This window comes from Sutcliffiella horikoshii, assembly GCF_002157855.1.
Classification (GTDB): domain Bacteria; phylum Bacillota; class Bacilli; order Bacillales; family Bacillaceae_I; genus Sutcliffiella_A; species Sutcliffiella_A horikoshii_C.
Genome location: NZ_CP020880.1, coordinates 401274 through 424460 on the forward strand (window position 1 = coordinate 401274; position 23187 = coordinate 424460).

The window sequence follows — 23187 nt, forward strand, 5'->3', positions numbered from 1 at the left end:
CTAATTTTTCCTTTTTATTGGTAATTTCACTTAATTTCAACTACTATTTCTATTTTTTTAGGTAAAGTAGTTGACGCTAAAAATAAATTTATGATATTATAAAATATTTTGTTAAAAATGATTTGTGTGTTAAGGTTAAGAGAGATACAAAATATGGAGGTGGATTATTTGTTTAAAATTGGCGATAACGTTGTTTATCCAATGCACGGAGTAGGTATAATTAAAGACATAGAAGAAAAGGAAATCTCAGGGGAAAAACAACAATATTATGTGATAAGCATGTTAATCAGTAATATGCAAATCATGATTCCTACGGGTAAAATATTGAGTTCAAGTATACGCCCCGTTACTGACATCATTGCATTGAAACACATCATGCACATTTTTCAGCATGGAGAATCAGATAGATTACTGCCGTGGAAACAAAGATTTAAATTGAACACGGAAAAAATTAAAACGGGCAAAATATTAGAAGGTGCTGAAGTTGTGCGTGATCTGTTGCGTATGAAGAAAGAGAAAGCACTTAATTCAAGCGAAAAAAGAATGCTGAACAACGCAAATGAATTTTTGATTAGTGAACTAAGATTAATCAAAGGGATCACGGAAAATCAAATTAAAAGCTTTTGTTAAGGTAAACTAAAAGCTTTTGTTAAGGTAAACTAAAAGATATTGCTGACATCTCCCGAAAATATTCTGAGTATTTCGGGAATATGATTAGTATTTTAAGTTAAATATTTCAAAGACATTCTACTTCGTAAACTCACTTTTGAAGCATTATCCTCTTTTGTTATTTCTACAACCGATCCATTTTTATACGAAATCATTGCTATCTGGGATCAAAGTAATGTTCATTATGCAGTAAAACTTAATGTTGAATAACTCTTTAAACGGAATAATAATTTTTAAACAAACGTTCGATTAAGCTGATTTTTTTTATTGTAATGGCGGTCTTGAAATTGCATCGAGTAATATCGACTATTTTTGCATAGTATAGTAGAAAAATGTTTAATGGGCCAGCTAGGGAGAAGTAGATCGAAGGACCGCCCTGCTCCCCAAAAACCTCGATGGATTGGATGAAAAGTTATAAACAAGGTGGTGCAAATGTGCATCACCTTTAAATTTGTATCCCGTTGCCATGCCGCCGGAATAATTTTAGTTCTTGTGTGAAGGACGTTTTTGACGCGAAGGAAGAGATAAAATATGATAAAAGAAAAGGCTTTTGGTTAGGGTGTTGAAAGATGAGAGTGTTGATAGTGGAGGACGATAGGACGATTGCTGTTGGTTTGGAGTATTCTCTTCGGCAGGAGGGGTATGAGACTATTCTTTGTCCTGATGTTCGATCAGCAGAGTCGGCGATCGGTGAGAAGCTTAATGAGATAGATTTATGTTTATTTGATTTGTCTTTACCTGATGGAAGCGGTTATGACCTTTGTGAACAGGTTAAGAAGCGTGAGGACAAACCGGTAATTTTTCTTACGGCCTTTGATGATGAGGTCAATGTGGTGATGGGGCTTGATATGGGAGCGGATGATTATATTACGAAGCCATTCAGAGTCCGTGAGCTGCTTTCCCGGATTAAATCGGTCTTACGGCGCTACCATAAGCAGCCTGAGCAGGTCAAAAGCTACATAGATATCGAGAATATCCGTATCAACACTTTGGAAGGAAAAGTATTCAAAAATGGGGAAGAGGTTCTGCTGACCGCATTGGAATACCGACTGTTGATGATCTTTGCAAACCATATCGGGCAAGTGCTGACGAGAGCTCAGCTGCTTGACCGAATATGGGATGTGGCAGGGGATTTTGTCAATGACAATACGCTCACTGTGTATATCAAACGTTTGCGGGAAAAGCTGGAGGACAACCCTCAAAGCCCAGTGATCATCCGGACCGTCCGCGGTATGGGCTATAAGGCAGGTCAATGAGATGTGGCGTAACAGAGAAGTTCAACTATATGTAAGCATCATGATCTTGATCGGCGCTGTATTAAGCGGGGCAACGGCTTTCTTGTCCACCTCTGCAGCAATACTTGTTTTGGTTACTTCCGTGCTGCTTATTACATGCAGTTTGGTCTTCACCAAGTGGAGGTACCGGGAAATCGAAAAACTATCTGGGTACTTACGCCGTATCAGCAATGGAGATTATGAATTGGATGTCCGTGACAACTATGAGGGTGAACTGAGTATTTTAAAAAGTGATATCTATAAAGTCACTCTGATGCTTTCAGAGCAGCGTTCCTATTTGGAACAGGATAAAGTCAAATTAACGAATGCGATATCAGATATCTCGCATCAATTGAAAACTCCGCTTACCTCCATGATGGTCATGGCGGATTTGCTCAGCGATAATAAACTCCATGAAACAAAGCGTGCTGAATTCACCCAGAACATTCGTGTGCAATTAGAAAGAATCGAGTGGCTTGTGTCTTCCCTTTTGAAATTATCCAAAATTGATGCCGGGACTGTCAGTTTTAAAAAAGACAATGTTTCAGTCAAGGGCCTTATTGAAAGGGCTGTGCAGTCTGTGTTAATTCCAATGGACATTAAGGAACAGACCTTATTAGTGGAAGGGGACAACACTGTCACGTTTACAGGAGATAATCATTGGACGGCAGAGGCGATGATAAATATTTTAAAAAATTGTGTGGAACATACTTCGGTTGGCGGCCAGGTATCCATTTCGTTTTCAGAAAACCCCCTCTACACAGAGATAAAGGTAAAGGATAATGGGCATGGCATCCCAAAGGAAGATCTCCCCTATATCTTCAGGCGTTTTTATAAAGGGAAAAATGCAGGAGAAGACAGTGTGGGAATCGGGCTTGCTATGGCGTATAGCATTATCACCAGCCAACAGGGGGATATCGAGGTCAGAAGTGAACAAGGCAAGGGGACCGAGTTTCATATAAAGTTTTATAACAAGGCTAGCACCTGATAAGTAGGGGATAGGTTCGTCCAGTGGGACATGAATCTGTCCCCTTAAGTGACTAAACTGTCACAATGGAAGTCACCTTATAGTCATCTTAGGCAGATATACTGAGGATACATTTAACATATGGAGGCGAATGCGATGAGCATTTTACAAATAGAAAATCTGTCTAAGGTTTATGGTAAGGGAGATACAGCGGTAAAGGCATTGGATGATGTATCATTTTCAGTAAAAAAAGGGGAGTTTGTTGCAATTATCGGTCCATCTGGATCCGGTAAATCAACGCTTCTTCATTTACTTGGTGGAGTGGATAGACCTTCAAGTGGTAAGGTGCTTGTTGATAACACCGATATCTATCAATTGAATGAAACGCAGCTGGCGATTTTTAGACGCAGGCAGATCGGGTTGATCTACCAGTTTTATAATCTGATCCCGATTTTGACAGTGGAAGAAAATATGACACTGCCATTATTGTTGGATGAACACAAAGTGGACCAGAAGCAATTTAGTGATATAGCGTCCACACTTGGATTGGACCATCGTCTGAATCACTTGCCAAATCAACTTTCCGGCGGACAGCAGCAGCGAGTATCTATCGGAAGGGCACTAATCAGCAATCCGGCAATTATTCTTGCGGATGAGCCAACAGGAAATCTCGACAGCAAAAATAGCGGCGAGATCATGGAGCTTTTGAAAATGTTCAATAAAACTTTCAATCAGACGCTTATCGTCATTACCCATGATGAAAGGATTGCCCTGCAGGCTGACCGTGTCATTGAAATCAATGATGGAAAAGTTGCCAAGGACGAGGTGATCCGTCCATGAACATCATCAATAAGCTGACACTAAGGCATCTGAAGAAAAATAAGAGAAGGACAATGGTGACCATCATTGGTGTCATCATCTCGGTTGCGATGGTGATGGCTGTCGCGACGCTAGGAGTCTCCTTTCTAGACCTTTTGAAAAGGCAAACTATTGCAGACAATGGAGAGTGGCATGTTCAATATAAAAATGTCACCAGTGAGCAAATAATAGCAATTGAAGAAGATGGGGATACGAAAGACCTGATTCTTTCCAGCGATATGGGTTATGCAATGTTGGAAGGTGATGAGGTGACGGATAAGCCCTATCTCTTTTTTAAAGGATACAATGAAAAGGGATTTGAACAATTTCCAATTGAGTTAAGCGGTGGACGCCTGCCTAAAGCGGCAAACGAAGTAGTTGTGTCAGATCATCTTGTGAAAGACACCGGCATTAACTATGAAATCGGCACTGAAATAACCGTTGCAATCGGGAATCGCATGATGGAAGGTGAACCCGACCCATTATTGCAGAACTATTCGGTTCAAAGGGATGAAGAGAGACTTCTTGAAAACTTAGAGGTCCATTCAACAGAAACTTTCACGGTGGTAGGAACAATGGAAAGACCATCATGGGAGGATCCGTGGGCACCCGGATATACGGTGATCAACTATATCGATCAGGAAAATCTGAATCAAAAGGTGAATGTTGATGCCGTTGTGGTGGTTAAGGATCTAAACCGTTCCATTTTCAAACAAGCGGAACAACTAGCACAACAAAACGATATAGTAGGGGTAGGTTTCAATGATGAACTGCTCCGATATTATGGTATCACTGATAACGATAATCTCCATACGACTATGTATTCATTAGCGGGAATCATTATTGCTGTCATCGTGATTGGTTCGGTATCTCTGATATATAATGCTTTTGCCATCAGCGTTTCCGAACGGGCAAGGCATTTGGGTATGCTTTCAAGTGTTGGGGCAACCAAGAAGCAAAAACGTAATTCGGTCTTCTTTGAAGGGGCAGTCGTTGGGTTGATCAGTATCCCGATCGGTGTCTTAGCCGGTCTTGTTGGGATAGCGATTACCTTTATGTTCATTAACACCTTTATTTCGGGTGCATTGGGGGCAACTGAAGAGCTTAAAGTGGTGATCACGCCGGCTTCCGTCCTGATTGCCTGCTTGATTTCGAGTGCCACCATTTTTGTTTCCACTTACATGCCTGCCCGTAAAGCATCCAAAGTCTCAGCCATTGATGCAATCCGCCAGACACAGGATATTAAGCTGACTGGTAAAGTTGTTAAGACCTCCAAACTGGTCAGAAAAATATTCGGCCTGGAAGCGGAAATCGGACTGAAAAATGTAAAAAGGAACAAGAAAAGGTATTATGCCACATTGTTCTCACTCGTTATCAGCATCGTTCTTTTTCTATCCGTTTCGTTCTTTACGCAGAATTTGAGCAAATCGGTGGAAATGTCACAGGATGGCATCGACTTTGATATTGCAGTTTCAGAAGGAAGCGGGGACATTTCCACTTTGGAATCGTTGGTACAACTAGAAGGCATAACGGAACATAGCCTTCACAAGTCCATCCAGTTAACGTCCTTAATAGATGAAGAGATGTTTCCTCCATTATTACTCGAATATATAGAGAAGGAAGGTGGGGCACTCCAAGATGGAAAATACCCATTTTACATTAATTTTTATGGCTTAAGTGAAAGCAGTTTTCAGGAGTATGCAGATAAAGTCGGCACAGACCCTGCGATTTATCAGGACCCTAATAACCCGAAGGCTATCATTATCGATACGATCTCCTATCAAGATTACGAAGCATCTAAGTTTGTTGAAACGGAATCGATCCAAACAAAGCCAGGTGATAGGATAGAGCTGCTATTTACCGACTATGATACAAACGAAACCACTACTCTTTCGGATTTGGAAATCGGCGCACTTACAGACGAACTTCTAATGGGTACCAGAACGGCAAGTCTTGGTGGGTTGGATGTCATAGTCCCCATGGAAACGTTCAATAGTATTCTAAATGAGGGGGCGGCAAGCCAAGTTCAATCCTCTTTGTATTTGAATACTAGTGATCCAACGGAGATGCAAGAAACGTTAGAGGAAGTCGTCCCTTCCTCGATGTATATTTATAACGCGGTAGAAAGCAGAGAGCGTGACCAACAAATGATCATGTTCCTGTCGGTATTCACCTATGGATTCATCGCCTTGATTTCCTTGATTTCCATTGCCAATATCTTTAATACCATTTCTACCGGTATCTCTTTGCGGAAAAGGGAATTTGCGATGCTAAAGTCTGTCGGAATGACCCCAAAAGGTTTTAACAAAATGATCAACTACGAAAGCATTTTTTATGGAGTCAATTCCCTCCTAATTGGTTTGCCAATCAGTATAGGTGTTATGTATTTATTATATCGCTCAGTAAACGCAACCTTTGAATATGGTTTTAGCTTGCCGTGGCTCGAAATCCTGTTTGTGATAGCTGCCATTTTCGTTATCGTCAGCTCGGCCATGCTATATTCTATATCAAAAATAAAGAAAGAAAATATCATTGATGGTTTGAAACAAGAGAATATATAAGGAAAGCTTATAGCTATTCATAAAATAACCGTCATTTCTATTATCACCCTCCATGAGTAAGATGGAAGTAGAATCTACCATCTTACAAAAGGAGGGTTTTTTTATGTCATTTACTATCAACAAAATCGACCATGTACAGCTTGCTATGCCGAAGGGGCAGGAGGATGAAGCACGAAGATTTTATGGTGAGATTTTAGTATTGGAAGAAGTGGAAAAGCCGGAGACACTTAGAAAAAGAGGCGGGGTTTGGTTTGCTAGAGGGGCTGTTCATCTTCATTTAGGGGTGGAGGAGCCTTTTGTTCCTGCCAAAAAGGCACATCCGGCATTTGAGGTACATCAAATAGAAGAATTTAAAAGCTACTTGAGCTCGCGGGCGGTGGAGTACACGGTGGACGACAATCTTCCTGGGGCAAATAGAATTTATGTAAGTGATCCTTTTGGAAACAGGCTTGAGTTTTTGGAGTGGGTGTGAGTTCGAAGTGAATTTTAAGGAAGGCAGTTGGGTAAAAATGTGGGGAAAAACAAGAATTATTCAATAAATCATGTTAAATCGACGACAATCCATTTATTTCCACATCGATACGTGAGATTTGTAGGTTAGTAGAAGGGTGGTGGGTCGAGGAACCTGTCCCCACAGCCCGCTACCCCCTCAACCATTTGACCACTTCAATTCTGGTACCCTTCTCCATCGCGGAGTCTATCATAAATTCATCCATCATTCTTTTTACTCCGGGTAGTCCTGCTCCGAGGCTATCGGAGGTGGAGTAGCCGTCTTCCAATGCTTTGCCGATGCTGGTTATTCCGGGTCCGTTATCGACTACTATTACACTTAATCCTGGTGCGTATTTATGTATCACTTCAATGCATACAGTTCCGGATCCGGCATATTTAATCGCGTTTCGTGCCAGTTCTGAAATGGCGGTAGTAATGCGGACTTGATCGATATAGCTAAAACCCATACTGGTGGCTATTTCTCTTCCAAGTCTTCTGGCCATGATGATATCTTTGTCGTCTTTGATGGTGAGTTGGTGTTTAATATCCATTCAATCATACCTCCTAGGGTAAAGCAGTTTGCCATAAGCGGAGAGGTAAACGATTAACGAAAAAAGCCAAAGAGAGGGCGGATGGGGTACCGCCTTCTCTTTGGCTTATGTCCAGTTCCATGCCTAGATCATTACTGCCCGTTATTTTTTTGTGGCGCCAATATAAATACGATGACGCTTTTGTCTAGGGTGAAGTCCCAGTTTACAAATATTTCTTGGATTTCTTTTTGTAACAGTTGTTGAAAAGATGGTTTCGCTTGGAATAGGAGATTTTTCTCCAGTTTCCTTTTTGCGAGAGTCAGCGCTTCTTCGAATCCAAGTTCAATAAGTTGCTCCTCTATTCGAACGAGGATGCCTTCCCTAATTATGATCAACGTACGGTCGTTTAACATATGAGAATATGTAATGTCCGGATGTTTCTCTGCCTCGGCGCTGATTTTGGCGATGATAGTCTCAATTTCTCGTCGATTAGGATAATTGTATTCAAAGAATCTCTCAGTTTTTTCCTCTACTCCGACCAAGAGGCCAGATCCGTTCTGGAAAGTCCAGTCATAATAGAACTCTTTTATCGGTAATCCTGTGACGGAATGAATCATTTCTTTTATTTTGTCGTTCAATTTACGCATCATTTTATCTCGTATCTCTTCGACCGTCATCGTATGATTGTCTTCGAGAAGCATATTTTCTATGGGAGATAGGAAGTGGCGTAAGTAGATGATGACATATGGTGATGCGATAGTTACAAAGACAGCCTCGGGTCCTTTTCCAAAGTGCTTTCTTAGTAATCTTCCAATTTCGCTCGATAACTCGGACTGCTGCAGTTTTACTTCCATTGTCTCATCCCTTTAAGAACAAGAGGTTTGCCCTATGCTCTGTGAAGATTTTAAGGGATGCACGGGTTAAAAGTTTAACCCTTTTGATATAGGGGTAAATGTTTAAGTTGGTCACACCCTCTTATATGTAGAAAATTCTACACAGAATACGAAATTCCTTCTTTATTATTTGATATTGTTTGCTATTTTTTCCCTGAGAGCGATTAGTACCATTCTTTCTCCTTTTTTTGTTATTCTATATATAGGGAAAATTGAAACTATTTGCATAGGTAATAAAGGGTTTTATTGCCAGAAAAGCGAATATAGTGTAGGTTAGGTATCATTTTGCTGTCGATTTATAGATAAATATAGATTCTAGGGGGTACGGATTTTGGAAACTTCACCATTACAAGTAAAACGAATATTAGATAATATTGGCAATGTTATGATTGGGAAAGAACATGTGGCGGAATTGAGTATTGTCGCCTTGCTTGCTGGAGGGCATGTACTGCTAGAGGATGTACCAGGAGTAGGGAAGACATTGATGGTGCGTTCCCTTGCCAAGTCTGTCGGGGCGAATTTTAAACGCATTCAGTTCACTCCTGACCTTTTGCCTTCAGATGTAACAGGTAGCTCCATTTACAATCCAAAAGAATTAAAGTTCGAATTCAGGCCTGGCCCAATTATGGGGAATATAGTCCTTGCGGATGAAATTAACCGTACATCACCGAAAACACAGGCCGCTTTATTAGAGGGAATGGAAGAGGGCAGTGTAACAGTGGATGGCAACACGCTTTCACTCGGCAGTCCGTTCTTTGTTATGGCCACTCAGAACCCGATTGAATATGAGGGAACATATCCACTGCCAGAGGCGCAGCTTGACCGCTTTTTATTCAAAATGAACATGGGTTACCCAACGCCTCAAGAAGAAGTGAATATTTTACATACAACCGAAAAAAAACAGCCGATCAATGAATTGCAATCGGTTATTACATTGGAAGAGCTTCAAGAAATGCAAAAGCAGGTAAAAGAAGTGCATGTGGATGTGACGGTAAAAGAGTACATCGTGGACTTGGTTAATCGAACGCGTACCCATCAATCCGTTTACTTGGGAGCGAGTCCGCGTGGTTCCGTGGCATTGATGAAAGCAGCACAAGCATATGCCTTTATTCATGGCCGAGATTATGTGGTGCCGGATGATATTCAATATTTGGCTCCTTACGTGTTGCCGCACAGGATTATCTTGAAATCAGAGGCGAAGTTTGAGGGAATGACAGCGGAGCAAGTAGTGAAAAAGGTGATTGACCGCACACCGATTCCGGTTCAAAGGTCGATGACAAGATAATGAAGGCATTTTTTCAGAAAGCTAAAAAAGTCTGGAAACTGGTTTCTTTTCTGCTATTGGTAGCCACCACATTTGTTTATGCCATGTTCCAAGGCGGGTTTGTCAGCTGGTTTTTATTTATCAGCTTCCTGCCTTTTGCCTTGTATGCTTTTTTAATTTTAGTATATCCACTTAAGGATTTTGACGTCTCAAGAACCATCAATCAGGAAAAATATCGAGCGGGGGACAGGTTGGTAGGAACCATCACTTTAAGGAGAACGGTGCCGGTTCCACTTGCCTTTCTTTTAGTAGAAGAGGTGCTTCCTAACGACCTGTTGTTTTGTCAGCAGACCAAACAGGCAAAACGGATCCTTTTTCCGTGGTTTAAAAGCACGATTACCATTCAATATGCGCTAGATCGTGTCCCGCGCGGGGAGCATACTTTGACAGGCATACGGTTAGTGACGGGTGATTTCCTTGGCTTGATTGAAAAAGAGAGAATCATAGAATTGGATCAACACTTTTTGGTGTATCCAAGTTTTACAGAAATGACGTATAGGCAACACGAAAATAAATTTGATCAAGGGTCCACATCCTCCAAAATGAAGATGGTTCGCGATACGTCCATGACGGTTGGGGTCAGGGAATATCAACCTGGTGACCGGTTCTCCTGGATCGATTGGAAGGCGACCGCGCGACGAAACGATATTATGACCAAGGAATTTGAACAGCAGCAATCACATGATGTTATGTTGTTTATCGATCGTTCCCAACCCACCTCATTTGAAAGTGCGGTAAGTTATAGCGCTGCCATGACCAAAGCTATTCTCAAATATGGATCACAGGTGGGCCTTGTGTCCGTTGGAGAAGATCGATCAGTCTACTCATTGCGAAGTGGGGAAGAGCAGTTTGCAGGAATTTACTATCATCTTGCAAAAATCCAACCGAATAGTAAAAGGGACTTTTCCAAAGTGATTGAAATGGAAATCGGCAAATTTCAGCCAACCGTTACCTTTCTTTTTATCACAGGAAAGATTGGGAGAGGCATGGTGGAAAGCCTAGAGAAACTCTCTTCTAGGCACCTGCATCTAGAAGTGCATCTGACAAAGGATGATGGAGTACGTTTAACGAGTGAAGAACTTGCTTATATGGATCTATTAAAGCGGAGAAATATATTGATTAAAACGGTCTACCCGAATAAAACGAAAAGTCCGATTAGAAGTGAGGTGAGTTAGATGGCAAAATCCAACCCATATCAGCGGAACGTTTATGCTTTTCTCATGCATGTGTTCGGATTTATTCTGCTTTTAGAATGGATCTTGCCACTGAGGGATGTGACGGATACCGCGAATTTGTATGTGTTTGTCGTATTCCTTCTAATTTCTTTCTCACTGTCCTTTTTGCAAATACTCCCGATCTTAAGCTTTTTCGTTCATTTCGGGTTTATGTTTTATTTTATTCATATCCTCTATATGGACGGCAGGTTTCTGAGTAAAGACTGGTTAGCGTACCTTTGGAATGATATCAAATATAATGCGAATGTCATTTGGGCACAAGACTGGGTCGCGATGACAGGGTTGTTCCGGAGTATCCTACTGTTTGTTCTTCTATGGCTTGTGAGTTATCTAGTGATCTACTGGATCTTGTACCGCAAACAAATGTTGCTATTCGTTATTTTTACGATCACTTATGTTGCGATCCTTGATACTTTTACGCCGTATCAAGGGAATGAAGCGATTATGCGGTTGATTGTGGTGGGACTTTCCATTGTTGGATTTGTCCATCTGGAACGTTTGAAAGAACGGGAAGGTGTATATAGAAGTGGAAAGCTCCTCATCGGCTGGGGTATTCCGTTGATTATCTTCATTCTTCTTTCCGCTACAGCGGGCTACTTCTCTCCTAAAGCAGCCCCTATTTGGCCAGACCCTGTGCCTTTCTTGAAGGCTATTGGTAATGGAGATGGTCCGGGAACAGGTGGCGGAGTGCGTAAGATAGGATATGGCGAAAACGATTCCCGCCTTGGTGGCCCGTTTGTTCCTGATGATAGCGTCGTGTTCCAAGCTGAACTTACGCGCACCCATTATTGGCGTGTCGAGACGAAAGATATCTATACAGGAAAAGGTTGGGACTCAACAGAAGGAGAACGCGCGGAACTTGACGGGGGACAGAATGATCAGGTCGCTTGGATGAGTGACGAAGTTCCGACAGACGCTTATTCCGCAACGTTGACAATGGAAAAAACCTATCCTCATATTAATTATCCGCTGGGATTAAATGAAATCCAAGTGGAAGAAGAGGCTGTCAGTTTTAGCCTTGATGAGAGTACGGAGAAAATTCGTACACTGGACGAAGACGGAGATCCGATAGAACTAGAAGAATACCAAATGAACTATGATTTTCCAAGGTATTATATAGAAGCATTAAAAGGAGCGCAGCCTGGAACGGGAGAGGAAAGCAACGAGGAGTTTGTGGAACGATACACCCAGTTGCCTGACTCTCTGCCAGACAGGGTGGTTGGGCTAGCGGAAGAAATCACCGGGTCGTTCAATTCCCGCTTTGATAAGGTTAACGCAGTGGAAAGGTATTTCCGAAACAACGACTTTGTCTATGAAACAACAGAAGTTGCTGTTCCGACAGGGGACGAGGATTATGTGGATCAATTCCTGTTTGAAACGATGCAGGGCTATTGCGATAACTTCTCGACTTCAATGGTTGCCCTTTTGCGTGCTGTTGACATACCGGCAAGATGGGTAAAGGGATACACGCAAGGTGAGTTTGTCGATGTGACGGATCGTTCAACACGCCTCTTTGAAGTAACAAACAATAACGCCCATTCTTGGGTGGAAGTTTATTATCCAGAAGTTGGTTGGGTGACATACGAACCAACAAGCGGTTTTTCTAATCCTTATAGCTTTGTGTATCAATCTGTAGAAGAAAATACAGGGGAAACAACGGAAGAAGACGATTCCATCGAACAACCGGAACAGCCGGAAACAGATGAAAGTAATATTCCTGAGCTGGATCCAGGAGAAGATGAAGAGTCTGCTGGAGCAACTGGTTCTAATGATGGAACGTGGAATTTTGCGGATATCTCTTGGAAGCCTGTAGCACTTTTCGTGGCGTCGTTAGTTGCTGCGGGTGCCTTGTTATTTTTCGGCCGCAATAAGTGGATTCCATACTTCTATATCCTGCGCTATAAAGGAAAAAGGGATGAAGGGACGTTCAACAAAGCATATCCAGCACTGTTGAGACAGTTGCACGCCGTCGGTCTCACCCGTAAAGATTGTCAGACGCTCCGGGAATATGCCAAGTATATCGACGATCATTTCAGTACAGGTGATATGCAGTCACTCACTGCTCGTTACGAACGTGTGCTATACCGTGGCGATTCGTCAGAGCAAGAATGGGAGAAATCGGTGGAATTATGGGAAAATTTAATTAAAAAGACATCATCTTGACCTAGTAGAAACACACTGATAGAATAAGGTCAAATTAATACAACTATAATTTATTGGCTTCATATATCCTCGATAATATGGTTCGAGAGTCTCTACCGGGTTGCCGTCAACTACCCGACTATGAAGGCAGTTCTAATACTGGTAGGGCGCATTATACCCATATAAGCCCCCACTAGCAAACTAGAATTCTGCCTTCTTATGTATATATGAGGGGAAGATTCTAGTTTTTTGTGTTTTAAAGGGTATTCCGACTTTAAATGTGATAGTTTATCCACCTGTAGATTGGAGTGCAAGGTGTGAGACTCCTGAGGGAGATAGCGGTAGGTTGAGACCCTGCAGGCGAAGCCGAGGAGGCTCAAGCACCGCCCCTAGGAAAGCGAACACCTGGAACAGAAATCTACAGGAGTCAAGAGATTAGCCTTTTTAAAGCGAAAGGCATATCTTTCCTTTTATAGGTCAAAATAAACGAAAAGATATGCTCCGAAAAATAATAAACTTATGAGGTGAATTCGGGTGGAAGGTATCCAAGAAATGGTCGTCGTCCTTGACTTCGGCAGTCAATATAACCAACTAATTACACGTCGTATCCGTGAGTTCGGTGTCTACAGCGAGCTACACCCACATACGATTACAGCAGAAGAAATCAAAAAAATGAATCCAAAGGGAATCATCCTTTCTGGCGGACCAAACAGTGTCTACGGAGAAAACTCCTTCCGTTGTGACGAAGAAATCTTTGAACTTGGCATCCCTGTTCTAGGAATTTGCTACGGCATGCAGCTGATGACGATGCACTTTGGCGGAATAGTAGAAAAAGCAAGTCACCGTGAATACGGAAAAGCACTTGCTACTGTTTCCAACCAATCTGCCGTCTATCAAGACATCCCAGAACAACAAGTCGTATGGATGAGCCATGGCGATTTAGTTGTGAAAGAGCCGGAAGACTTTGCAGTTGATTTGACAAGCCCTGCATGTCCAATCGCTGGAATCAGTAATGAAGACAAGAAAATGTACGGTGTTCAATTCCACCCAGAGGTACGTCACTCTGTGTATGGTAATGACCTGTTAAGAAACTTTGTTTATAACGTTTGTGGTTGCACAGACAGCTGGACGATCGAAAACTTCCTTGAAATCGAAATGCAAAAGATCCGTGACGTTGTCGGCGACAAGAAAGTACTTTGCGCACTAAGTGGCGGGGTAGACTCTTCGGTTGTTGCTGTGTTGATTCACAAAGCAATCGGTGACCAGTTAACATGTATTTTCGTTGATCACGGCTTGCTGCGTAAAGACGAAGCAGATGCTGTAATGAAAACATTCAGTGAAGGCTTCAACATGAATGTTATTAAAGTGGATGCAAAAGACCGTTTCCTTAACAAGCTAAAAGGTGTTTCTGACCCTGAGCAAAAACGTAAAATCATCGGTAACGAATTTATCTATGTGTTTGATGATGAAGCATCTAAATTAGAGGGCATCGACTATCTTGCACAAGGTACGCTTTACACAGATATCATCGAGAGCGGTACTGCAACTGCACAAACGATCAAATCCCACCACAATGTGGGCGGACTTCCTGAGGACATGCAGTTCCAATTGATCGAGCCATTGAATACATTGTTCAAAGACGAGGTTCGTGCATTAGGAACAGAACTAGGTATTCCGGACGAAATCGTTTGGCGCCAGCCGTTCCCAGGCCCAGGTCTTGGAATCCGTGTTCTTGGTGAAATCTCAGATGAGAAACTAGAAATTGTTCGCGAATCCGATCATATCCTTCGTGAAGAAATCAAAAAAGCTGGTCTTGACCGTGATATCTGGCAATACTTCACGGTACTTCCTGACATTCGCAGTGTAGGGGTAATGGGAGATCAACGTACGTATGATTACACCATTGGTATCCGTGCCGTGACATCCATTGATGGAATGACTTCTGACTGGGCGCGTATCCCTTGGGATGTACTAGAAGTAATCTCCACGCGTATCGTAAACGAAGTGGATCACATCAACCGCGTTGTGTATGACATTACATCTAAGCCACCGGCAACGATCGAGTGGGAATAGAATTATAGTATATAGAGCTGACTGGAATGCTTTCGGTCAGCTCTTTTTCTTGTAAAGGCGAACGTTTGTAGAAAATAATTTGTCGAATGTTCGTTTTTCCTGTTGACGCATGAGTGAGAACTTGGTAATATAAAAACAGAAATTATCATACATTTATAGTTCAAATCTCGTATAAATTTGGGAATATGGCCCAAAAGTTTCTACCAGGCTACCGTAAACGGCTTGACTACGAGGTATTAGGATTTTGTGCGTGGCATCTATCTTTTTTCAGGTGGATGAGCTCTCTTTATCCTAACCTCGTCAGTTAATTGTGAACGCCCCTGGTTTATGCCAGGGGCGTTTTCTTATTTGTACGAATTACCTTGAGGAGGATTTTTGCATGAAGAATTATTTTGAGTTTCAAAAACACGGTACAAGCTACAAAACAGAATCCATTGCAGGACTAACGACATTCCTGGCAATGGCCTATATATTGGTAGTTAATCCACTTATGCTTTCACTAGCAAGTGTCGGTGATTATCCAGACGCGCTTCGCATGGACCAAGGTGCGATCTTTACGGCAACTGCACTATCCGCAGCGATTGGTTGTTTAATCATGGGCCTCTATGCAAAATACCCAATCGCACTTGCACCGGGAATGGGTCTTAACGCATTTTTCGCTTACTCAGTAGTACTTGGCATGGGCATTCCATGGCAAACAGCTCTAGCAGGCGTATTAGTTTCTGGTATCATCTTTATCTTTTTAACACTATTCGGGATTCGTGAAAAAATCATCAATGCTATTCCAGCAGAATTGAAATATGCGGTCGGAGCAGGTATCGGTCTTTTCATCACTTTCATCGGTTTTCAAAATGCAGGTGTCATCGTTGGAGACGAAGTAGTACTTGTGGCACTGGGAGATTTAACAAACGGTAATACATTACTAGCAATCTTCGGTCTAGTCATCACAGTTATCCTTATGGTAAGAGGCATTAAAGGTGGAATCTTCTTCGGGATTGTCATTACAGCAGTAGTTGGTATGTTGTTTGGCCTTATCGATCGACCTACAGCAGTGGTAGGAGCAGTTCCGAGCATCGACTCTACATTCGGTGCGGCATTCGCTAGTTTAGGAGATATCTTCACCATTCAAATGCTAGTTGTCATCCTTACATTCTTATTCGTAGATTTCTTTGACACAGCAGGAACACTCGTTGCAGTTGCAAACCAAGCAGGATTCATGAAAGACAACAAACTTCCACGAGCAGGAAAAGCACTTTTCGCAGACTCTGCAGCAACAGTAGCCGGAGCGGTACTTGGAACTTCCACTACTACTTCCTACATTGAATCATCTTCCGGTGTAGCAGCAGGAGGTAGAACAGGATTTGCATCTGTCGTAACAGCAGGATTGTTCTTATTATCTTTAGTGTTCTTCCCGTTGCTGTCCGTAATCACTGAACCGGTAACAGCACCAGCGCTAATCATTGTCGGTGTGTTAATGGTATCGGCACTTGGAAAAATTGATTGGAACAAGTTTGAGATTGCAGTACCAGCATTCTTGACAGTTATCGCAATGCCTCTGACATACAGCATCGCAACCGGGATCGCAGTAGGATTCATTTTCTACCCGATCACCATGATTATGAAAGGTAGAGCAAAAGAGATTCACCCGATCATGTATGCGTTGTTTGTCATCTTCATCCTGTACTTTGTTTTCCTGATTGAATAGATTAATAGAAATAGAAGCATCGTCTTGAAATCCCTGCTAAAATATGGCAGGGATTTTTTCTGTTAAGAATGTTTGAGGAAATGTACAGGTGGTACCGTATATGTAAGAGGACGCTCTTATACCTTCTATATAGAAGGAAGCCCTCTTAAAATAGGAATTTAAAATTATATTAAAAAAGTAGTTGACCGTGTTTATGTTAACATGGTATATTATTATTCGTTGCTGCAAAACACGATTTGTTAAGTCGCTGTAATGCTCGCAACAAAAACTTAAAAAAACATGTTGACGAGAAACACACAACATGGTATAGTAATTAAGTCGCCACGGAGCGACGGAAAATGATCTTTGAAAACTAAACAAAACAACAGCGTCATAACGTCGGTTCTACGGAACACGACAAATGATTTTAAGTAAGACAAGCTAGCAAATTTTGAGCAAAAGCTCAGACTCTTTATTGGAGAGTTTGATCCTGGCTCAGGACGAACGCTGGCGGCGTGCCTAATACATGCAAGTCGAGCGGACCTTTCAAAAGCTTGCTTTTGAAAGGTCAGCGGCGGACGGGTGAGTAACACGTGGGCAACCTGCCTGTAAGACTGGGATAACTTCGGGAAACCGGAGCTAATACCGGATAATATAAGGAACCTCCTGGTTCTTTATTGAAAGATGGTTTCGGCTATCACTTACAGATGGGCCCGCGGCGCATTAGCTAGTTGGTGAGGTAACGGCTCACCAAGGCGACGATGCGTAGCCGACCTGAGAGGGTGATCGGCCACACTGGGACTGAGACACGGCCCAGACTCCTACGGGAGGCAGCAGTAGGGAATCTTCCACAATGGACGAAAGTCTGATGGAGCAACGCCGCGTGAGCGATGAAGGCCTTCGGGTCGTAAAGCTCTGTTGTTAGGGAAGAACAAGTGCGAGAGTAACTGCTCGCACCTTGACGGTACCTAACCAGAAAGCCACGGCTAACTACGTGCCAGCAGCCGCGGTAATACGTAGGTGGCAAGCGTTGTCCGGAATTATTGGGCGTAAAGCGCGCGCAGGTGGTCCTTTAAGTCTGATGTGAAAGCCCACGGCTCAACCGTGGAGGGTCATTGGAAACTGGGGGACTTGAGTGCAGAAGAGGAAAGTGGAATTCCAAGTGTAGCGGTGAAATGCGTAGAGATTTGGAGGAACACCAGTGGCGAAGGCGACTTTCTGGTCTGTAACTGACACTGAGGCGCGAAAGCGTGGGGAGCAAACAGGATTAGATACCCTGGTAGTCCACGCCGTAAACGATGAGTGCTAAGTGTTAGAGGGTTTCCGCCCTTTAGTGCTGCAGCTAACGCATTAAGCACTCCGCCTGGGGAGTACGGTCGCAAGACTGAAACTCAAAGGAATTGACGGGGGCCCGCACAAGCGGTGGAGCATGTGGTTTAATTCGAAGCAACGCGAAGAACCTTACCAGGTCTTGACATCCTCTGACACTCCTAGAGATAGGACGTTCCCCTTCGGGGGACAGAGTGACAGGTGGTGCATGGTTGTCGTCAGCTCGTGTCGTGAGATGTTGGGTTAAGTCCCGCAACGAGCGCAACCCTTGATCTTAGTTGCCAGCATTCAGTTGGGCACTCTAAGGTGACTGCCGGTGACAAACCGGAGGAAGGTGGGGATGACGTCAAATCATCATGCCCCTTATGACCTGGGCTACACACGTGCTACAATGGACGGTACAAAGGGCAGCAAAACCGCGAGGTCGAGCCAATCCCATAAAACCGTTCTCAGTTCGGATTGCAGGCTGCAACTCGCCTGCATGAAGCCGGAATCGCTAGTAATCGCGGATCAGCATGCCGCGGTGAATACGTTCCCGGGCCTTGTACACACCGCCCGTCACACCACGAGAGTTTGTAACACCCGAAGTCGGTGGGGTAACCTTTTGGAGCCAGCCGCCTAAGGTGGGACAGATGATTGGGGTGAAGTCGTAACAAGGTAGCCGTATCGGAAGGTGCGGCTGGATCACCTCCTTTCTAAGGAATGTACGCTTGTTGTTTTGTTTAGTTTTGAGAGAGCATTCTCTCAATGTAGATAAATCTTCGGATTTATCCTTAGACAATTCTTACGAATTGTCCCAGTTGTTCCTTGAAAACTAGATAATGTAACTAATATCAAGATATTCACAGAATATCGTTCATCTTAGTAATTTTCTTTATAGATATCATCGCTGATATCGACACATGACCATATTGGTCAACGGTTAAGTTATTAAGGGCGCACGGTGGATGCCTTGGCACTAGGAGCCGATGAAGGACGGGACTAACACCGATATGCTTCGGGGAGCTGTAAGTAAGCTTTGATCCGGAGATTTCCGAATGGGGAAACCCACTGCTCGTAATGGAGCAGTATCCTTATCTGAATACATAGGGTATGGAAGGCAGACCCGGGGAACTGAAACATCTTAGTACCCGGAGGAAGAGAAAGCAAACGCGATTTCCTGAGTAGCGGCGAGCGAAACGGAATTAGCCCAAACCAAGAGGCTTGCCTCTTGGGGTTGTAGGACACTCAACATGGAGTTACAAAGGAACGGGGTAAATGAAGCGATCTGGAAAGGTCCGTCATAGAAGGTAAAAACCCTGTAGTTGAAACTTCGTTCCCTCCTGAGTGGATCCTGAGTACGGCGGGACACGAGAAATCCCGTCGGAAGCAGGGAGGACCATCTCCCAAGGCTAAATACTCCCTAGTGACCGATAGTGAACCAGTACCGTGAGGGAAAGGTGAAAAGCACCCCGGAAGGGGAGTGAAATAGATCCTGAAACCGTGTGCCTACAAGTAGTTAGAGCCCGTTAATGGGTGATAGCGTGCCTTTTGTAGAATGAACCGGCGAGTTACGATTACGTGCAAGGTTAAGTCGATGAGACGGAGCCGTAGCGAAAGCGAGTCTGAATAGGGCGCATGAGTACGTGGTCGTAGACCCGAAACCAGGTGATCTACCCATGTCCAGGGTGAAGTTCAGGTAACACTGAATGGAGGCCCGAACCGACTCACGTTGAAAAGTGAGCGGATGAGGTGTGGGTAGGGGTGAAATGCCAATCGAACCTGGAGATAGCTGGTTCTCTCCGAAATAGCTTTAGGGCTAGCCTCATGTGTTAGAGTCTTGGAGGTAGAGCACTGATTGGACTAGGGGTCCTCATCGGATTACCGAATTCAGTCAAACTCCGAATGCCAAAGACTTATCCATGGGAGTCAGACTGCGAGTGATAAGATCCGTAGTCAAGAGGGAAACAGCCCAGACCGCCAGCTAAGGTCCCCAAGTATACGTTAAGTGGAAAAGGATGTGGAGTTGCTTAGACAACCAGGATGTTGGCTTAGAAGCAGCCACCATTTAAAGAGTGCGTAATAGCTCACTGGTCGAGTGACTCTGCGCCGAAAATGTACCGGGGCTAAACGTATCACCGAAGCTGCGGACTGTTCTTACGAACAGTGGTAGGAGAGCGTTCTAAGGGCGTTGAAGCTAGACCGTAAGGACTAGTGGAGCGCTTAGAAGTGAGAATGCCGGTATGAGTAGCGAAAGAAGGGTGAGAATCCCTTCCACCGAATGCCTAAGGTTTCCTGAGGAAGGCTCGTCCGCTCAGGGTTAGTCGGGACCTAAGCCGAGGCCGAAAGGCGTAGGCGATGGATAACAGGTTGATATTCCTGTACCACCTCCACTCCGTTTGAGCAATGGGGGGACGCAGAAGGATAGGGTAAGCGCGCTGTTGGATATGCGCGTCTAAGCAGTAAGGCTGAGAAGTAGGCAAATCCGCTTCTCATTAAGGCTGAGCTGTGATAGCGAGGGAAATATAGTACCGAAGTTCCTGATTTCACACTGCCAAGAAAAGCCTCTAGCGAGGAGTATGGTGCCCGTACCGCAAACCGACACAGGTAGGCGAGGAGAGAATCCTAAGGTGAGCGAGAGAACTCTGGTTAAGGAACTCGGCAAAATGACCCCGTAACTTCGGGAGAAGGGGTGCTCTGTTAGGGTGTTAAAGCCCGAGAGAGCCGCAGTGAATAGGCCCAGGCGACTGTTTAGCAAAAACACAGGTCTCTGCGAAGCCGTAAGGCGAAGTATAGGGGCTGACGCCTGCCCGGTGCTGGAAGGTTAAGGGGAGAGGTTAGCGCAAGCGAAGCTTTGAACCGAAGCCCCAGTAAACGGCGGCCGTAACTATAACGGTCCTAAGGTAGCGAAATTCCTTGTCGGGTAAGTTCCGACCCGCACGAAAGGCGTAACGATCTGGGCACTGTCTCAACCAGAGACTCGGTGAAATTATAGTACCTGTGAAGATGCAGGTTACCCGCGACAGGACGGAAAGACCCCGTGGAGCTTTACTGTAGCCTGATATTGAATTTTGGTACAGCTTGTACAGGATAGGTAGGAGCCTGAGAAGCCGGAGCGCTAGCTTCGGTGGAGGCGTCGGTGGGATACTACCCTGGCTGTATTGAAATTCTAACCCGCAGCCCTTATCGGGCTGGGAGACAGTGTCAGGTGGGCAGTTTGACTGGGGCGGTCGCCTCCTAAAGAGTAACGGAGGCGCCCAAAGGTTCCCTCAGAATGGTTGGAAATCATTCGCAGAGTGTAAAGGCACAAGGGAGCTTGACTGCGAGACCTACAAGTCGAGCAGGGACGAAAGTCGGGCTTAGTGATCCGGTGGTTCCGCATGGAAGGGCCATCGCTCAACGGATAAAAGCTACCCCGGGGATAACAGGCTTATCTCCCCCAAGAGTCCACATCGACGGGGAGGTTTGGCACCTCGATGTCGGCTCATCGCATCCTGGGGCTGTAGTCGGTCCCAAGGGTTGGGCTGTTCGCCCATTAAAGCGGTACGCGAGCTGGGTTCAGAACGTCGTGAGACAGTTCGGTCCCTATCCGTCGTGGGCGCAGGAAATTTGAGAGGAGCTGTCCTTAGTACGAGAGGACCGGGATGGACGCACCGCTGGTGTACCAGTTGTCTTGCCAAAGGCATAGCTGGGTAGCTACGTGCGGACGGGATAAGTGCTGAAAGCATCTAAGCATGAAGCCCCCCTCAAGATGAGATTTCCTTTTGCTTCGGCAAGTAAGATCCCTGAAAGATGATCAGGTAGATAGGTTCGAGGTGGAAGCGTGGCGACACGTGCAGCTGACGAATACTAATCGATCGAGGACTTAACCCAAATAAGTATCGAAATAAGTGAACGATATGAATATCTTGATATGAACACATTATCTAGTTTTGAAGGATCAACCTTCAACTAAATATGTCTGGTAATGATGGCGAAGAGGTCACACCCGTTCCCATACCGAACACGGAAGTTAAGCTCTTCAGCGCCGATGGTAGTTGGGGGATCTCCCCCTGTGAGAGTAGGACGTTGCCAGGCAAATTTATGGGAAACCAGTGCTTATTAGTTTAGGCGCTGGTTTTTTTGTGTTTTCTTTTTGGGGAGTAGGGGCGGAACGATGACAGAATCCTTGAGAAAGAGGAGTTTTTGTCATCGTAGAGGCGGAACGGTGCCAAAACAATGAGGAAGAAGGAAGTTTTGTCATCGTTTACCACCAATATATGTAAGATGAAGACACTTTCAAGCGGCTTTGTTAGTTGAAAGTGTCTTCATAATGGTTATGAAGACAGTTTGAAGCCGGAAATTTCACTAAAAGTGTCTTCATTAAGAGTATGAAGACACTTTGGCGGGGGAAATTCCAATGAAAAGGTCTTGATAGACTCTATAAAGACTTTTCTGAAGAGAAGTATTCATCGTAGACGTCTTTAATGCCGTTATTAAGACCTTCCAGAAGACAAATGCTCACAGATAAAGTCTTAAAACCCTTTCCTCCCCCCTAGATTTTCCCACTAATTTCCTCTATACTAAATATCCTAAACATAGAACGTTAAAGCAATAAGGGGAGGCAATCAAACATGCAACGCATAATGGTCATTGGGGTATCGGCAGGTGCAGGGAAATCCACCTTTGCTACCAGGCTCGGGAAAGCTTTAGATGTAAAAGTGTTTCATCTGGATGCGTACTTTTGGAAACCAGGCTGGGTAGAGGCAAGCATCGAGGAGTTCTCACAATCGCAGCAGGCAATAATAAAAAACCACAACTCCTGGATTGTGGAGGGAAACTATACGGCAACTTTTGATATAAGAGCTGAAAAGGCGGATACCATCATCTATCTGGAGCTTCCGTTACGGGTTTGCTTGTATCGTGTAATAAAGAGGTGGCTGACTAACCTTGGGAATAGGCGTCCTGATCTTGGCGGGGAGTGTACAGAGCGGATGGAATGGAGTTTCCTGAAGTTTATCATTACCACTTACCGTTCAAGGAAGAAAGCGATGAAACAGAGGCTAGATTTTTACCAAGAGGACAAGCTGGTAGTGAGGCTGAAGGGTCAAAGTGCCATTGAATATTTTATACAAGAGATAGAAAAAGCAAAGAGTAGCTCTGCTTCTTAAAGAAGACCAGTAGCTACTCTTTTTTTT

At 44.0% G+C, this 23187-nt stretch carries 14 protein-coding genes, 3 rRNA genes and 2 riboswitches; of the genes, 15 read left to right on the forward strand and 2 right to left on the reverse strand.

Annotation, left to right across the window (positions count from 1 at the left end; all coding sequences use genetic code 11):
- Positions 1–153 precede the first annotated feature (153 nt).
- From B4U37_RS02140 to B4U37_RS02165, 6 genes are all read left to right on the forward strand, one after another.
- Positions 154–630 (forward strand): CarD family transcriptional regulator, encoded by a 477-nt coding sequence (locus B4U37_RS02140; protein ID WP_088016865.1) that lies wholly within the window; start codon positions 154–156, stop codon positions 628–630.
- 608 nt (positions 631–1238) lie between these two features.
- Complete coding sequence (locus B4U37_RS02145) at positions 1239–1925, forward strand: response regulator transcription factor (RefSeq protein WP_010191694.1); 687 nt, start codon at positions 1239–1241, stop codon at positions 1923–1925.
- A gap of 1 nt (position 1926) precedes the next feature.
- The gene (locus B4U37_RS02150; RefSeq protein ID WP_088016866.1) at positions 1927–2931 is read left to right on the forward strand and encodes a HAMP domain-containing sensor histidine kinase; all 1005 of its coding nucleotides are present in this window, start codon (positions 1927–1929) and stop codon (positions 2929–2931) included.
- A 135-nt stretch (positions 2932–3066) separates the two neighbouring features.
- Complete coding sequence (locus B4U37_RS02155; protein WP_010191693.1) at positions 3067–3750, forward strand: ABC transporter ATP-binding protein; 684 nt, start codon at positions 3067–3069, stop codon at positions 3748–3750.
- A complete protein-coding gene (locus B4U37_RS02160; protein WP_088016867.1) occupies positions 3747–6329 on the forward strand; it encodes an ABC transporter permease in 2583 nt (860 codons plus the stop codon). The genes B4U37_RS02155 and B4U37_RS02160 overlap by 4 nt, the downstream gene beginning before the upstream one ends.
- A 103-nt stretch (positions 6330–6432) precedes the next feature.
- The gene (locus tag B4U37_RS02165; RefSeq protein WP_088016868.1) at positions 6433–6801 is read left to right on the forward strand and encodes a VOC family protein; all 369 of its coding nucleotides are present in this window, start codon (positions 6433–6435) and stop codon (positions 6799–6801) included.
- Between the two features lie 169 nt (positions 6802–6970).
- Here the strand turns inward: B4U37_RS02165 and B4U37_RS02170 are convergent, their stop codons facing one another.
- Together B4U37_RS02170 and B4U37_RS02175 are read right to left on the reverse strand one after the other, a co-directional pair.
- On the reverse strand, positions 6971–7372 hold the full coding sequence (locus B4U37_RS02170; protein WP_088016869.1) for an anti-sigma regulatory factor: 402 nt from the start codon (positions 7370–7372) through the stop codon (positions 6971–6973).
- Positions 7373–7503: 131 nt separating this feature from the next.
- Positions 7504–8205, reverse strand: a complete 702-nt coding sequence (locus B4U37_RS02175) for a Na-translocating system protein MpsC family protein (RefSeq protein ID WP_010191689.1) — start codon at positions 8203–8205, stop codon at positions 7504–7506.
- 424 nt (positions 8206–8629) lie between these two features.
- On the opposite strand from B4U37_RS02175, the gene B4U37_RS02180 reads away from it, so the two are divergent.
- The 9 genes from B4U37_RS02180 to B4U37_RS02220 all read left to right on the forward strand — a co-directional run bounded on the left by B4U37_RS02180 (position 8630) and on the right by B4U37_RS02220 (position 23160).
- Positions 8630–9529, forward strand: coding sequence for an AAA family ATPase (locus tag B4U37_RS02180; RefSeq protein ID WP_087942028.1), 900 nt, complete (start codon positions 8630–8632; stop codon positions 9527–9529).
- Positions 9529–10743: a DUF58 domain-containing protein gene (locus B4U37_RS02185; RefSeq protein WP_088016870.1), complete on the forward strand. Its 1215-nt coding sequence runs from the start codon at positions 9529–9531 to the stop codon at positions 10741–10743. Before B4U37_RS02180 ends, B4U37_RS02185 begins: the two co-directional genes overlap by 1 nt.
- The gene (locus tag B4U37_RS02190; RefSeq protein ID WP_088016871.1) at positions 10744–12966 is read left to right on the forward strand and encodes a transglutaminase TgpA family protein; all 2223 of its coding nucleotides are present in this window, start codon (positions 10744–10746) and stop codon (positions 12964–12966) included. It abuts the gene before it with no gap.
- A 39-nt stretch (positions 12967–13005) separates the two neighbouring features.
- Positions 13006–13107: riboswitch (purine riboswitch) on the forward strand.
- A gap of 390 nt (positions 13108–13497) precedes the next feature.
- Positions 13498–15018, forward strand: coding sequence for a glutamine-hydrolyzing GMP synthase (gene guaA, locus B4U37_RS02195; protein ID WP_088020095.1), 1521 nt, complete (start codon positions 13498–13500; stop codon positions 15016–15018).
- Positions 15019–15165: 147 nt separating this feature from the next.
- A riboswitch (purine riboswitch) is annotated at positions 15166–15267 on the forward strand.
- A 130-nt stretch (positions 15268–15397) separates the two neighbouring features.
- A complete protein-coding gene (locus B4U37_RS02200) occupies positions 15398–16723 on the forward strand; it encodes an NCS2 family permease (RefSeq protein WP_088016872.1) in 1326 nt (441 codons plus the stop codon).
- A 451-nt stretch (positions 16724–17174) separates the two neighbouring features.
- Positions 17175–18726: ribosomal RNA gene (locus tag B4U37_RS02205) — 16S ribosomal RNA — on the forward strand.
- 225 nt (positions 18727–18951) lie between these two features.
- Positions 18952–21883: ribosomal RNA gene (locus B4U37_RS02210) — 23S ribosomal RNA — on the forward strand.
- 87 nt (positions 21884–21970) lie between these two features.
- Positions 21971–22087: ribosomal RNA gene (gene rrf / locus B4U37_RS02215) — 5S ribosomal RNA — on the forward strand.
- The 16S, 23S and 5S rRNA genes sit together here, the layout of an rRNA operon.
- A 536-nt stretch (positions 22088–22623) precedes the next feature.
- Positions 22624–23160 carry a P-loop NTPase family protein gene (locus tag B4U37_RS02220; protein ID WP_088016873.1) on the forward strand — a complete coding sequence of 179 codons (537 nt, stop codon included), beginning with the start codon at positions 22624–22626 and terminating at the stop codon, positions 23158–23160.
- Positions 23161–23187: the final 27 nt, after the last annotated feature.

Coding starts and splice junctions, on each gene's coding strand:
- B4U37_RS02140 (WP_088016865.1), top strand. CDS start 154: ATGGAGGTGGATTATTTGTTTAAAATTGGCGATAACGTTGTTTATCCA.
- B4U37_RS02145 (WP_010191694.1), top strand. CDS start 1,239: ATGAGAGTGTTGATAGTGGAGGACGATAGGACGATTGCTGTTGGTTTG.
- B4U37_RS02150 (WP_088016866.1), top strand. CDS start 1,927: ATGTGGCGTAACAGAGAAGTTCAACTATATGTAAGCATCATGATCTTG.
- B4U37_RS02155 (WP_010191693.1), top strand. CDS start 3,067: ATGAGCATTTTACAAATAGAAAATCTGTCTAAGGTTTATGGTAAGGGA.
- B4U37_RS02160 (WP_088016867.1), top strand. CDS start 3,747: ATGAACATCATCAATAAGCTGACACTAAGGCATCTGAAGAAAAATAAG.
- B4U37_RS02165 (WP_088016868.1), top strand. CDS start 6,433: ATGTCATTTACTATCAACAAAATCGACCATGTACAGCTTGCTATGCCG.
- B4U37_RS02170 (WP_088016869.1), bottom strand. CDS start 7,372: ATGGATATTAAACACCAACTCACCATCAAAGACGACAAAGATATCATC.
- B4U37_RS02175 (WP_010191689.1), bottom strand. CDS start 8,205: ATGGAAGTAAAACTGCAGCAGTCCGAGTTATCGAGCGAAATTGGAAGA.
- B4U37_RS02180 (WP_087942028.1), top strand. CDS start 8,630: ATGATTGGGAAAGAACATGTGGCGGAATTGAGTATTGTCGCCTTGCTT.
- B4U37_RS02185 (WP_088016870.1), top strand. CDS start 9,529: ATGAAGGCATTTTTTCAGAAAGCTAAAAAAGTCTGGAAACTGGTTTCT.
- B4U37_RS02190 (WP_088016871.1), top strand. CDS start 10,744: ATGGCAAAATCCAACCCATATCAGCGGAACGTTTATGCTTTTCTCATG.
- guaA (WP_088020095.1), top strand. CDS start 13,498: ATGGTCGTCGTCCTTGACTTCGGCAGTCAATATAACCAACTAATTACA.
- B4U37_RS02200 (WP_088016872.1), top strand. CDS start 15,398: ATGAAGAATTATTTTGAGTTTCAAAAACACGGTACAAGCTACAAAACA.
- B4U37_RS02220 (WP_088016873.1), top strand. CDS start 22,624: ATGCAACGCATAATGGTCATTGGGGTATCGGCAGGTGCAGGGAAATCC.